The organism is Acinetobacter halotolerans, from assembly GCF_004208515.1.
GTDB classification, from domain to species: domain Bacteria; phylum Pseudomonadota; class Gammaproteobacteria; order Pseudomonadales; family Moraxellaceae; genus Acinetobacter; species Acinetobacter halotolerans.
This window is the reverse complement of sequence record NZ_SGIM01000006.1, coordinates 39,096-52,923: the sequence shown is the minus strand read 5'-3', so window position 1 is coordinate 52,923 and position 13,828 is coordinate 39,096. Positions and strand designations below refer to the sequence as shown.

Annotated in this window: 13 protein-coding genes; 8 read left to right on the top strand and 5 right to left on the bottom strand. The window is 40.3% G+C overall.

What is annotated here, in order from left to right; genetic code table 11:
* Positions 1–4 precede the first annotated feature (4 nt).
* From EXE30_RS08670 to EXE30_RS08650, 5 genes are read left to right on the top strand one after another with little or no spacing between them, the layout of a single operon-like run.
* The gene (locus EXE30_RS08670; protein WP_130162037.1) at positions 5–1,816 is read left to right on the top strand and encodes an ABC transporter substrate-binding protein; all 1,812 of its coding nucleotides are present in this window, start codon (positions 5–7) and stop codon (positions 1,814–1,816) included.
* 21 nt (positions 1,817–1,837) lie between these two features.
* Positions 1,838–3,853, top strand: a complete 2,016-nt coding sequence (locus tag EXE30_RS08665) for a M3 family metallopeptidase (protein ID WP_130162036.1) — start codon at positions 1,838–1,840, stop codon at positions 3,851–3,853.
* Positions 3,854–3,864: 11 nt separating this feature from the next.
* A complete protein-coding gene (locus tag EXE30_RS08660; protein ID WP_130162035.1) occupies positions 3,865–4,803 on the top strand; it encodes an ABC transporter permease in 939 nt (312 codons plus the stop codon).
* Between the two features lie 7 nt (positions 4,804–4,810).
* Positions 4,811–5,953: an ABC transporter permease gene (locus tag EXE30_RS08655; RefSeq protein WP_130162034.1), complete on the top strand. Its 1,143-nt coding sequence runs from the start codon at positions 4,811–4,813 to the stop codon at positions 5,951–5,953.
* Positions 5,954–5,967: 14 nt separating this feature from the next.
* Positions 5,968–7,698 (top strand): ABC transporter ATP-binding protein, encoded by a 1,731-nt coding sequence (locus EXE30_RS08650; protein ID WP_130162033.1) that lies wholly within the window; start codon positions 5,968–5,970, stop codon positions 7,696–7,698.
* Positions 7,699–7,751: 53 nt separating this feature from the next.
* Here EXE30_RS08650 and rluB read toward each other — a convergent pair whose 3' ends face one another.
* From rluB to EXE30_RS08635, 3 genes are read right to left on the bottom strand one after another with little or no spacing between them, the layout of a single operon-like run.
* Positions 7,752–8,696, bottom strand: coding sequence for a 23S rRNA pseudouridine(2605) synthase RluB (gene rluB / locus EXE30_RS08645; protein WP_121930163.1), 945 nt, complete (start codon positions 8,694–8,696; stop codon positions 7,752–7,754).
* Positions 8,697–8,737: 41 nt separating this feature from the next.
* Positions 8,738–9,337, bottom strand: coding sequence for an SMC-Scp complex subunit ScpB (gene scpB, locus EXE30_RS08640; RefSeq protein ID WP_121930164.1), 600 nt, complete (start codon positions 9,335–9,337; stop codon positions 8,738–8,740).
* Positions 9,334–10,128 carry a segregation and condensation protein A gene (locus EXE30_RS08635; protein ID WP_130162032.1) on the bottom strand — a complete coding sequence of 265 codons (795 nt, stop codon included), beginning with the start codon at positions 10,126–10,128 and terminating at the stop codon, positions 9,334–9,336. Before EXE30_RS08635 ends, scpB begins: the two co-directional genes overlap by 4 nt.
* Before the next feature lie 243 nt (positions 10,129–10,371).
* Between EXE30_RS08635 and EXE30_RS08630 the strand changes: the two genes are divergently transcribed.
* From EXE30_RS08630 to EXE30_RS08620, 3 genes are all read left to right on the top strand, one after another.
* A complete protein-coding gene (locus tag EXE30_RS08630; RefSeq protein ID WP_130162031.1) occupies positions 10,372–11,091 on the top strand; it encodes a GNAT family N-acetyltransferase in 720 nt (239 codons plus the stop codon).
* A 203-nt stretch (positions 11,092–11,294) separates the two neighbouring features.
* Entirely contained in the window at positions 11,295–11,777 is a 483-nt protein-coding gene (locus tag EXE30_RS08625) for a hypothetical protein (protein ID WP_130162030.1), read from the top strand.
* Positions 11,778–11,843: 66 nt separating this feature from the next.
* Positions 11,844–12,410, top strand: a complete 567-nt coding sequence (locus tag EXE30_RS08620) for a hypothetical protein (RefSeq protein WP_130162029.1) — start codon at positions 11,844–11,846, stop codon at positions 12,408–12,410.
* A 9-nt stretch (positions 12,411–12,419) separates the two neighbouring features.
* On the opposite strand, the gene EXE30_RS08615 is transcribed toward EXE30_RS08620, so the two are convergent.
* Complete coding sequence (locus EXE30_RS08615) at positions 12,420–13,037, bottom strand: L-threonylcarbamoyladenylate synthase (RefSeq protein WP_004670005.1); 618 nt, start codon at positions 13,035–13,037, stop codon at positions 12,420–12,422.
* An 88-nt stretch (positions 13,038–13,125) separates the two neighbouring features.
* On the bottom strand, positions 13,126–13,788 hold the full coding sequence (locus EXE30_RS08610; RefSeq protein ID WP_130162028.1) for an elongation factor P hydroxylase: 663 nt from the start codon (positions 13,786–13,788) through the stop codon (positions 13,126–13,128).
* Between the last annotated feature and the right edge of the window lie 40 nt (positions 13,789–13,828).

Sequence of the window (13,828 nt, the reverse complement as noted above, 5' to 3'; positions counted from 1 at the left end):
CAAGATGAAGCAAAATTTTAAACTTTCGTTAACAGGCTATGGTTTGGCAATTTGTGTTGGATTCACGGCAACGCTTTCAACTTCACTGCTTGCTGCCAAAAGCCCAGCCGATCCCAATAAAGTATTGCGTTATGTCTTTCCTGTCGCAGAAACAGGTTTTGATCCTGCGGGTGTACACGACTTATATTCTGCGCATGTGAATGGTTCTATTTTTGAGACCTTATTTACCTATGATTATTTGGCTTCACCTGCAAAATTAACACCTCGAACAGCGCTGTCATTGCCAGAAGTCAGTGCAGATGGTTTGACTTATACCATTCGAATCCAGAAAGGCATTTATTTTGTTGATGATCCTGTATTTAAAGGGAAAAAGCGGGAACTAACCTCGGCTGATTATGCTTATACCTTTAAGCGCTTGCTCGATCCAAACTTGCGTTCACCTAACAGTTGGTTGCTGGATGGGCGTATTGCGGGAATGGATGCAGTGCTGAAGCAAGCACAAAAAACAGGAAAATTTAATTACGATCTACCTGTTGTCGGCTTACAGACACCAGATCGCTATACCTTGGTGATTCAACTGACCAGTCCTGATCAAAACTTCCCGATGATCTTGGCACATCAACCTGCTGGTGCAGTTGCCAGAGAGGTGATCGAAAAGTATCGGAACAAAGCTGGTTTTGCTATGGGACATCCTGTGGGCACAGGTCCTTATATGTTGGCTCGTTGGACACCGGGGTCACGCATTATTTTAAAAGCCAATCCGAACTTCCGAGGTTTTGTTTGGAACTTTAAAGCGAGTTCTGCTGAAGACCAGAAAATTGTTCAAGCCATGCAAGGCAAACAGATGCCGCAAATTGGTGTCATCGATATACAAGTGATGGAAGAGGGTCAATCACGTTGGCTGTCCTTTAGTAAAGATGAGGTGGATTTATTTCAGCTCGATGGTGAGTTGACCGTTCAAGCTTTGCAGAATGGTGAGTTGAAACCTGAATTGGTGAAAAAAGGTGTGCAACTATCTCGTATCGTTGATCCATCCATTGACTATCACTATTGGAATATGAAAAACCCAATTGTGGGTGGGTTGAGTAAAGAAAAAATTGCACTCCGTCGTGCCATGGCGATGGCTTTTTCTGCCGACAGTTATATCAATATTTTGCAAAAAGGGGATGCCCAAAAATTACAAGCGCTGATCCCAGATGGTGTAGTCGGCTACGACCCTGATTATAGAAGCAGTATTCCGTATTCCGTCAAAGCCGCCAATCTGTTGCTTGATCGTTATAACTACAAGGTGAGTGCAAATGGTTGGCGAACGCTGCCGAATGGAAAGCCGCTTGTAATTGATATGACGATCTCTGGAAATAGTCTAAGAAGTCAGCAACAAGCGGAGTTTTGGAAAAAAATTCTGGATAGTCTCAAGATCCAAATGACCACCAAATCTTTGCCATTTTCAGAGGCACTGAAGTTAGAAAAACAATGCAAAACCATGTTCAAAACATCTGCGTGGATTGCGGACTATCCTGATGCAGATAACTTTATGCAGCTTTTTTATGGCAAGAACGTTCATGTGAGTAACAACAGTTGTGCCGAAATTCCTGAATTTGACCGCCTATACGAACAAACCCAGAAGCTGCCACCTAGTCCAGAACGTGATGCCTTATACCGAAAAATGTCACGTGTCTTGGAAGTCTATATGCCCGTACAAGTGATCGGTGCTCGTTACCGAAACATCTTGGCTCAACCTCGTGTGATTGGTTTTAAAAAGCATCCGATTCTTCCTGCGGAATGGATGTACATCGACATTGATATGAAGAAATAGAAATAAAGAACTGGAGTCATCATGAAATTCAATACTTTTAAATTAACCACCTTATGTTTATTGACGATGGGCGTTAGCCAGATGGCAATCGCAGAAACCACAAAACGTCAGACATTACCAACATTTCAGGCCCAAGACATTGCAGCAATGTGCGATGCCAAAATGAATGAGGTGAAAAAAAAGCTAAAGTCGGTAGAAATGTTGCGGTTAAAACAAGATGCACCTGCAGCACCTGTTCTAGCAGAATGGGATCGTATCTTTGCAGAATTTGAAGATTTTTATGGGCCGATTGGTTTATATGGCAACGTTTATCCCGATGAGGCTGTACGCAACGCGGCTGAGGATTGTGAAGTTAAAATTACTCAGTTCCAAACCGATATTTTCCAAAATCCCAAGCTCTATCAGCAGTTTAAAAAACTAAAGCCATCTGATGCAATAGACAGCAAATTTCAGCAAGACATTTTGGATAATTTTGAAGAAAAAGGCATTCTGCTGACCACCAACAAGCAAAAACGTCTGAAAGAGATTTTGGACGAACTCGCAACGGTTGAGCAGGTCTATGCCAGAAATGTACGTGAAAATCCACAGAAATTAGAGTTTAGTGCCGCTGAGTTAAAAGGTTTACCGCAAAGCTATATTGATGCTTTAAGCAAAAATGATAAAGGTCATTATTTATTGGGTTTTGAATACCCTGAATACCGTCCTTTTATGCAGCTTGCGGAAAATGATGATGCACGTAAGCGCTACCAAATTGCTTTTAGTCGTCGTGGTGGAGAAAAGAATTTAGCATTGCTGAAGCAAACGATCGATTTACGCTATGCCTTAGCGCAGCTTTTTGGCAAATCTAGTTATGCTGAATGGGCTTTACAAAAGCGAATGGCAAAAACACCAGAGGCAGTCAATACATTTTTAGCAGAAGTTCATGCAACGGTCGCGCCGTTAGAACAAAAAGAAGTTCAGAACTTAGGCGAGTTCAAAGCAAAAAGTTTAAATATACCCTTACAACAAGCCAAGATCGAGCGTTGGAGCGAGGAATATTGGAGTGAAAAACTCCGTCAAGGCAAATATCAAATTGATCAGGAAAAGTTGCGGGAATTTTTTCCTACACAAGCGACGCAAGATTGGCTATTTGCTATTTCATCTGATTTATATGGGATTGAATTTAAGCCAGTAAATGTAGAAGTTTGGCAAGACGAAGTCGAGTATTACGATGTGGTCGACGCGAAAACAAAGCAATTAATTGGCGGCTTATACATGGATAAATTTCCACGCGAAGGCAAGTATGGCCATGCTGCGGTTTGGAGTGTTTTTGGACGAAGTCGTTTAACTGAGCGTAAACCAATCTCAGCATTGGTCACCAATTTTAATCGCAAGGGGCTGAATAGTGATGAGTTGGAAACCTTCGTACATGAGTTTGGACATGCTTTGCATGGCATTTTGTCAGATACGCGTTATGCATCACAAGCAGGAACCAGTGTAGAACGTGACTTTGTTGAAGCGCCGTCACAAATGTATGAAGAGTGGGCGAGACGTAAAGAAACCCTGTCCAAAGTCGCTGATTATTGTAGGCCTGCGTGTCCACGTGTCGATGATGTTTTGATCGAGAAACTAAATGCAGTACATGGCTATGGGCGTGGTCTGCATTATGCGCGTCAAACATTATATGCCCAGTACGATATGGCACTACATGGTGCTGATGCTTTGAAAGTACAACCTCTTGATCTATGGGGAAAAATGGAGAGTGCAACGGCATTGGGTTATGTGCCTACGACGCAATTTCCAGGTCAGTTTGGGCACATTATGGGCGGTTATCAAAGTAGCTATTATGGCTATATGTGGTCTGAGGTCATGGCCTTAGATATGTTGTCAGCCTTTGGCAATAACCTGAACAATGCTGAGGTTGGACAGCGTTATCGCGAAACCATTTTATCTCAAGGTAGCCAAAAGCCTGCACAAACATTGGTTGAAGCGTTTCTTGGGCGTAAACCCAACAACACCGCATTTTTCCATGAAATCTCAGGTCAACGAATTAAATAAGGGGCATCTTTATGCTGGCATATATTGTACGTCGCATATGGCAGATGATCCCAACCATGCTGGGTGTCGTGCTGCTGATCTTTTTCTTGTTCAATTGGGTAGGAGGAGATCCTGCTTATATCTTGGCAGGGAAAATGTCGAATCCAGAACAAATTGAAAATATTCGTCAGCAGCTTGGGGTTGATCAGCCTTACTATGTACAACTCTGGATTTTTATCCAGCAAATTTTAACATTTGATTATGGGGTGAGTTGGAGTACCGGTGAATCAGTCTCCCAGATTATTACGACACGTTTAGGGCCATCACTGACCATCTTAATTCCACTGACGATTTTACAAACGATTATTTCGATCATTTTGGCTTTAGCAGTTGCCTCAGTGCGAGGCAGTTTGACTGATCGGATGGTGATGATGTTATGCACCATCGGTATGTCGATTAGTATTTTGGTTTATATCATTGTTTTCCAATATTTCTTTGCTTATCAATTGGGTTGGTTTCCAGTGCAGGGCTGGAGCGATAGTTTTAATGAAAACTTATTTAAATATGCCTTACTCCCGATTTTGATCATGCTAGTGGTGAGTATTGCGCCAACGCTCAGACTTTATCGCAGCTTTATTTTAGATGAAGTCAATCAGGATTATGTCCGTACTGCACGCGCCAAAGGCGTGGGTGAACATCGCATTTTTGGTGTGCATGTATTACGCAATGCATCTATCCCAATCGTGACCGATGTCATGGCAACTTTGCCTGCATTACTGATCGGTGCATTTTTAATTGAACGCTTTTTTGGTATTCCCGGCATTGGTCGCGAAGTCATTATTGCGGTGGAGCGGAGTGATTTTCCCGTCATTAAAGCGATTACCGTGTACATCGCTGCTGCGACCATGTGTTTTAACTTAATAGCTGATCTGATTTATAAATTAATCGATCCGCGCGTACAGTTGAAGTAGGTGCAATATGCTGAATATATTATTCAAAAGAAACGCATCTGCTCAGTCTGGCGCAACTTCGTCTGGACTCTGGCAGTTGGCTGTGCAGCGCTTAAAAGCGGATCGTATCGCAATGGTTTCGCTACTCGTCGTGCTGAGTTATTTCATCATATTGGTTCTGTCGGTAACGGGTGTGATTGCATCGAATTGGAATAAAGAGGTTGCTGTGAGTTATGCACCACCTACTTTTATCGGTGCTGATATTGAGGAACGGATTGCTGAGAAAAAATCAGAACCATTGCAAGCTTTACCTGAAAACCCTGTTGATCCTTTAAAAGAGATTATTCGTGAATTGAATATTCAAATTGCGAATGAGCAGATCACCGAAACTCCAATTGATTACTATGGGGTGACAGATCCTTTAGCAGCAGATATGCAAGCCATTGATCAGCAATTGGGTGAGCATTTACTCGATCATAGTCATGCATTAAAAACCACACTCGCTTTTGGTGCTGATAAGTGGGGACAAGACATTTTACTCAAAACCATAAAAGGTGCCGAAACATCGATCCTCGTTGGATTGCTATCTGCTTTATTGGCAGTGGTGATTGGTACGGGTTTAGGGGCGATTGCAGGCTATTTTGGTGGTTGGGTCGATGATGTACTGAACTGGTTCTACAATATTTTTACCTCAATTCCTTATCTGTTATTGGTGTTAGCAGTTGCGGCGGTTCTGCAACAAAAAGGGGTACTTTCGATTGTACTTATTTTAGGTTTAACGGGCTGGACAGGTGTATTTCGCTTGATTCGTGCGGAGTATATGAAGCACAAATCTCGCGAATATGTACTGGCTGCTAAGGCCATTGGTGTCAGCCATTCGCGCCGTATGTTTGTGCATATTTTTCCCAATGTCAGTCATATTGCTTTAGTACAAATTTCTATTCTTGTGGTGGCATTTATCAAGTCAGAAGTGATTCTGAGCTTCCTTGGTTTTGGCGTTCCTGTGGGTGTGGTGTCGTGGGGAAGTATGTTGAATGAAGCACAAACTGAGTTGATTCTAGGCAAATGGTGGCAATTAGCTGCAGCATCGATCGCTATGGCAGTGTTAGTCACCGCATTTTCAATGTTCACCGATGCATTGCGTGATGCATTAGACCCTAAACTGAAATAGCGGAGTGGAATGAGATGATACGTAATAATGAAACACTGCTATTAAATGTAGAAAATCTTCGGGTTAGTTTTAAAGGTGAGGATAAACAGTGGATTGAAACAGTCAAAGGGATTTCATTTTCGATTTCTAAAAACAAGACTGTTGCCTTGGTGGGGGAGTCCGGAAGTGGTAAGTCGGTCACTTCACTCGCGGTCATGGGTTTGCTACCCAAAGGACAAAGCCAAGTCGCTGAGCAAAGCAAAATTATCTTTGAGGGTAAAGATTTACTTAATCTCTCTGCGAAAGAGATTCGGAATATTTGTGGCAAAGACGTTGCCATGATTTTCCAAGAGCCAATGTCATCGTTAAATCCTGTGTTTACAGTAGGCGATCAAATTGCTGAAGTTCTTCGTATTCACCTTGGCATGGGGAGAAAGCAGGCGCGAATACGCGTTTTGGAATTACTAAAGGAAGTTGGGATTCCTTCACCTGAGAGCAAAATTGATGCCTATCCAAGTCAGCTTTCGGGAGGTCAGCAACAACGTATTATGATCGCGATGGCGATCGCTTGTGAACCAAAGCTCTTGATTGCCGATGAACCGACAACTGCTTTGGATGTAACGATTCAAAAGCAAATTATTGATTTGCTCGAATCTTTACGTCAGCGTCATGAAATGTCGATGTTATTTATCACCCATGACTTAGCTTTGGTCGGTGAAATTGCTGATGAAGTGATTGTGATGCGCCATGGTGAAATTCGTGAAAGTGGTGATGTGAAACAAGTGCTTGAACAACCCAATGATGTTTATACACGTGCGCTTTTGCATTGTCGTCCTCAACTTTCATCGCGTCCATATCGCTTGCCTGTCACCAGTGATTTTATGAAACAGGAAAATGGACAACTGGTTGAAGCGATTAATCTGTCCACCTTTCATCTTCAAGAACGAACAAGAGGGCTTACAGGTCTAGAGAAAATCGTGCTGGAGGTTAAAGATCTGAAAAAGTCTTTTTATAGCCGTAAAGGTTTATGGGGACATGAGGAGTTTCAGGCGGTAAAAGGTGTCTCTTTCCAACTAGCAAAAGGTAAAACTTTGGGGTTGGTGGGAGAGTCAGGCTCAGGAAAAACCACAATTGGCTTATTGCTGATGCGTTTACATGAAGCCACGGGTGGACAAATATTGATTGATGGGAAAGATATTCTTTCCATGACGGAGAAAGAATTTGCGCTCTACCAGCGGAAGATACAAATCATCTTTCAAAATCCATATGCTTCGCTCAATCCACGCTTTACCATTGGGCAGATTTTACTTGAGCCAATGCGCATACATGGTATCGGTGAAAATGATGCGGAACGTAAAAAAATCGCATTAGCGCTTTTAGAGAAGGTCAGTTTGCCTGATCAAGCTTATGACCGTTATCCACATGAGTTCTCAGGTGGTCAGCGTCAACGCATTGCGATTGCCCGTTGTTTGACATTAAAACCTGAGATTTTGATCTGTGATGAGTCGGTATCTGCGCTTGATGTATCAGTGCAGGCACAGGTGTTGAACTTATTGCAAGATTTACAGGATGAGTTTGGTTTGAGCTATATTTTTATTTCACACGATTTATCGGTTGTAAAATATATTTCGGATCAAGTGATGGTGATGAATCATGGAGAGATCGTCGAAATTGCGGATTCAGATGAGCTGTATTTACATCCTCAACATGAATACACTCAAAAACTGCTGAATGCAATTCCACAAGGCATCATATCTAATCGCTAGCAGTGATAAAAAAACGCTCAAATTTGAGCGTTTTTTTATATGAATGTAAAGTCTTAAAACTTCTTAAAGCCTTTACTGATACCAAGAGGTTTACGGTCACTGGTATTTTGATTTTTAGAATTGCTGTTCGGGCGTTGTTCTGGTTGTTCATCATCACGACGTTGTTGACGTAAATAACCACCACGACGTGCAGCCATTGGTTTTTCAATCATTCTGTCACTACGACGTTTGGCCATACCAAATAAACCAGTGCCTTGACGTGGTTTCAATTCAACAGATTTCGCAAGATTATCGATATCGCCTTTATCCAATTCCATCCAGCGACCTGTACGCAATTCGCGCGGTAAAATCACTGTGCCGTAACGGGTACGCAGTAGGCGACTAACTTTTAAACTTTGTGTTTCAAAAATACGGCGCACTTCACGGTTACGACCTTCTTTGACCACAACTTGATACCAACGGTTGATCCCATCACCACCAATGTCAGTGAATGATTCAAATTTGGCAGGGCCATCTTCAAGCTCTACACCTTTGAGCATATTGTTGCGAATCTGTGGTGTCACTTCACCCATGACACGTACCGCATATTCACGCTCAATTTCATTAGATGGATGCATCAAACGATTGGCAAGCTCACCATCATTGGTAAATAACAATAAACCAGTACTGTTAATATCCAGACGACCAACCATGACCCAACGATCATTGGCAATTTGTGGTAACTGTTCAAAAACAGTTGGGCGATTCTCAGGATCATTACGTGAACAAATTTCGCCTTCAGGTTTGTAGTAAACCAAAACACGACGACGGATTTCATCTTCAATTTGGAATTGGACTTTACGACCATCAATACGTAGTTCATCCGTCGGTTCAATTCGTTCACCGACCTGTGCAATACGACCATTGATGCTGACACGACCAGCAGCAATAACTTCTTCCATATAGCGACGTGAGCCTAGCCCAACCCTCGCTAACACCTTTTGTAATTTTTCACTCATGACAGCACAACCTTAGACATAATGATCAACAGTTCACCTTATCAAGACTTCGGCGCATGTGCGTCGAGTGTCATGAATGCTTCCTTGGCGTTCTGTAGGGGAGGCAGTTGACCTAGCGAGGCTAGACCAAATGCATTTAAAAATTGGGGCGTTGTAACTAACAACGCAGGTCTTCCAGGTAAATCTCTGAAACCAGCCTCTTTGATCCAGTTCCAGTCAAAAAGCGTTCTTAAAATCTGACTATTATTTGATACGCCACGAATTTGTTCAATATCGGCACGTGTGACAGGTTGATGATACGCAATCACTGCTACTGTTTCGAGTAGTGAGGGTGACAATTTGGTTGGGCGTTCTGGCCAAACCTGCGCAATAATATTCCGATATTTGGCTCGGACTTGAAAACGAAACCCTTGTACCGTTTCAATCAACTCAATGGAGCGACCATGTTGTAACATGGCTAATTGTTGCAAAAACTGACGTAACTGTTGCTTATTATATTGGTTTTGAAATGCTTCTTTTAGTCGTGCAAGTGAGACTGGTGAGTCACTGGCGAATAAAATCGCTTCAATTTGCAATAAAACATCATGATGAATGTCTTCAAGAGACATGCCTTCATTTGAGTCCAATTGATCTAAACTCATGCTGTAACGCCTTGAACAGTTAACGGAGCTTCAATTCCAGTATGAATGATTTGAATTTTTTGCTGACGCGTGAGTTCTAACACCGCCATAAAGGTCACGACCATCCCCATACGACCTTGCTTAGGATTGAGTAAATCAATAAAACTCAGTGTCTCACCAGACGCAAGTTGCTTTTGAATAAATGCAATACGTTCTTCGAGTAAAACAGGTTCTTGAGCCACAACATGCGTTATTGGCTCAGGACGATTAAACACACAGAATATCGCATCGCGTAAAGCCTCGACATCATAACCTTCGTAAATAGGTGCAATATGACCAATACTGACATTTGCGCTAAAGGTATCGCGTTCAAAGATCGGCATTTGACCTAATCTTTCAGCAGCTTGTTTTATGCGTAAATAGGTTTCTAAACGATCGATCAGTTCTTGTTTTGGATCTTGTTCAAATTGATCAACAACCGTGGCTTTCGGCAATAATAACCGTGATTTTAAATCAGCAAGTAGAGCCGCCATCACCATATAATCAGCCGTCAGTTCAATATTCAATGATTTCATACTATCCATATACCTAAGATATTGAGTCGCAATAGGCGCGATATCCATATGTAATAGATCAAAACCATTTTTTTGAATCAGATAAATGAGGAAGTCCAGCGGTCCTTCAAATTGTTCCAGTAAGATTTCAAATGCAGCAGGCGGGATATACAAATCTTCAGGTATGGAGTCTTGCCACTCGTCAAGCACACGAATGGAAGGAGTTAACTCCAAAGAAGAAGATAGGATTTGATTCATTACCGTTATAAGCCACGCGAATTTTCAAAAGCATGAAGGATCGTTTTTGTGATCAAGGGATGACACATACAACAAAGAGCACAGCTATTCTAATCGAAATAGCAAATTTAATAAATTACTCACTTACAAAAACCTTAAAGTTCTCAGGGTATTTTCTATATTTATGCAAAATTATATTGGTAAGGGAAAAATTATGCTTAAATTAGCGACGAAAACCTCATTTTCTTTAAATGATAAATCTCTATGAAACGTTATTTAAGTACACAGCAAAATCAACTTGGGCAAAAAATTGGCCTTTCCATAGAAAATAACTTATCAGTTCAACCGATAGTCGGTGACTTAAACGGGCAATACGTTAACTTGATTGATATTGCTGGTGGTGTGTCCGACCAAGCTTTAAGTCAAATATGGACGAGTGTTTCAACAGAACCGAATGATGGATGTTGGACTTATCTGCCTTATCCAGCACCACAGAGTCAAGACGTTGTAAAAGATGCTTTGCATAATTTATTTAATTTTAAAGATTCCACCCATTTTCTGATCGAAATCGATGGGGATGTACAGGGCTGGATTGCGTTATTAAACCCAAGACTTGAACATGGCGCGATTGAAATTGGCAATGTTTACTTTTCACATAAGATGAAAAAATCAAAAGCATCGACTGAAGCGATATTTTTATTATTACAACAATGTTTTAAACAGGGTTTTAGACGCGTTGAGTGGAAATGTGATGATTGTAATGCCCCCTCTAAAGCCGCAGCCTTACGTTTTGGATTTCAATTTGAAGGCTTGTTCCGCCAAGATCGGATCGTAAAAGGGCGCAATCGCAACACAGCTTGGTTTTCAATTATTGATGAAGAATGGGACGATTTGAAAGGCGCGTATCAACAATGGCTCAGTCCAGATAATTTTGATGAACAGGGTTTTCAGAAACAGCGGTTGTCTGATTTTTTTAACTTTTAATACGTTAAATCATTAAAAATAGTTAAATATATATTTTAATTTTTTTACAGCTATATGGGTGAACTTGCTATCTATCAGAAAATGGCTAATTTAATGTTCATATTTAATTTTTTTTTGTTGATTTTTAATGGTTTTTATAAATAATGTGCTTGCAGATAAACCAAAAAAATTATTAATTATTGAATGAAATATTATGGGGTAATATGAACATTAAATTTGTTGTGATCGGGGTAGCAGTCATTGCTGCATTATATTTTGGAACTGAAAAATATTGGCAACATGAGTTTGAGGAGCAAGAGCGAAATATCTTAAAGAATCTAGCATTTACTCCTGAAATGCTGAATGCTTCCAAAGGTTTGCCAATAAAAGGTGATATTTTGAATCAGTATCCTAATATTTTCTTTTATATGAGTTTTACTAAGGACTTTCCTCAAGGAACAGAAGCTACTATTAAACCTAAATTATTAGAAAATAGTCAAAAGTTAGCTTGTGGTCCCTTTTCTAAATTATCTCAACAAGATAATAAATATAATGATAGGGCTAAAGCTATTATAAGCGTCATAGAGAAAGATAACGTTGTGATGACGTATATTATTAAAAATCGTTTGGGAAGTGTTTTAATGGAACATAAGCAAGTGCTTTCCCAATGTCCTGAATTTCAGATTTTAAAAACAAGTATTTCTTAAAAAATTCCCTACTTTTTTTAGAGTTTTTATATGTGTTCTTGTGTGATTTTATAGAGCAAAAATTAAATGAAAAATATCCTTATTGTTTCTGTAGTTCTGCTATTTTTTTGGCAATTAATTTTTCCAAAATATCAATCATATAAATATGAAAAAGAAGCGAGGAGGTATTTACAAACAACTTGGGCAGATGAGACGCAAAAAGAAATTGCATCTAGTCAATCTAAAGATTTTAAAGTTGACCTTTTAAATCAATACCCCAATATGCGTATTTATCAAAACTTTCTGGTTGATGTTGTTTTTGTTCCTGGGGCGTTAAATAATAATACCTTTAAAAAGCTTTGGTGTAGCAAATTAAATCAACTTACTAAACTTGAAATAAAACCACGCTCAGCAATGTTAAAGGTATTTGAGCAAGATAAAGTCACTTTCTATTTAATTGTGAAAGATAAGTTTGGTAAGGAACTCTTTTCTTTTACGCAACAAGTTTCAGAGTGTCCAAATTTCAATCAACTTCGTACTGCAAAAAAAGATGAAGTGATTGAAGAAACTAGACAAGTGACTTTTGTGCCTAGTGCAGCACCAGCAGTAAGGAGTTCTCCGAGTGAGCCAGCAGCATCAGCATCTCTACAGTAATGCATTAGCTTACTCAAAAGCACTCACATCCCCAATCCCACGACGGATGACTTCTGGATTTTCACCTGATAAATCCACAATGCTTGTGGTTGCTAACATTCCAAAACCACCATCGATAAATACATCAATACGTTTGCCGAGCTGATTTTCAATATCAAATGGGTCATCTAAAGGATCTGTTTGATTCGGCAAGATCAAGGTGCTGGTGAGTAAAGGTTCATCTAACTCTTTTAATAATGCTTGAGCAATTGGATTACTTGGAATACGTAGACCGATGGTTTTTTTCTTCGGATGCATTAAGCGTTTTGGTACTTCACTTGTTGCTGGCAAAATAAAAGTGGTGACAGCAGGCGTATTATTTTTCAACAATCGATACATTGCATTATCAACTTTGGCATAAGTTGCAATGTCTGATAAATCACAGCACATGATGGCGTATTGATGTTTAGGACCTAAACCACGAATTTGAGCAATACGTTCCATCGCACTTTTATTACCAATCTGGCAACCAATGGCATAGGCCGCATCAGTTGGATAGACCACAACGTCACCAGCACGAATACGATCAACGGCTTGAGTGATTAAGCGAGCCTGTGGATTTTCAGGATGAATATGTAAATGCAACATTATTATAACTCCCTGATCTATGTGGCTGAATTTAGTATGAAACTTGTTGTGGGCTTGTGGCAAGAGGTTGATGTGATAATTTTGTCATTTAATCAAGGTATTCACGTTTAAATTCATTGAGTTGTAATGGTGATCCATTGCGTGTGCAAAGACAAATGCAATAAATAAAATGCGCAGCATCACGAGGTAGCTTTGCTTCGCCAGAAAAGTAACGCTGTACTTGAGCAAATACATGATCTTTAAACTGCTGTCCATTTCCACTGTCGCCCGTTAAGTTATCTAAAGACACACGGAATTTTCGACCAAAGGCAGTTGCAAATAGCCATTCAATTGCTTGTGGTTTGATTTCAACTTGTTCAAATAAACTTTGTTGTTCAGCGCTTCGACCATCAGGTGCATACCAATATCCAAGGTCGGGAAGCAAACGGCGTTTTTCACCTGCAATCGTCCAATGGCTGATCTCATGCAGGGCACTATTAAAGAAACCATGCGCAAATTGAATTCTTGCAGCTTGATGAAAAGTAGCAGGGAAATACTCTGGTTCAAAATCACCTTTGACTAAGATAATATTATGGTGGGAAAACCAATGATTAAAGTGTAAAATGAGCCAATCGACCTGTTCTGATTCTGTGGTTAACTTTTGCCAAGATGCACGTTGCACTTGATCTAATGCTAATACAGGAAAAGAGGTTGAATGGGTGCCAATAAGTGATGAAGTTGTTACTTCAAGTTGCGGCTGCAACAAATGCATTGCTTAATTTACCCCGAGTTCTGTCGAAAGAAGTGCAAAA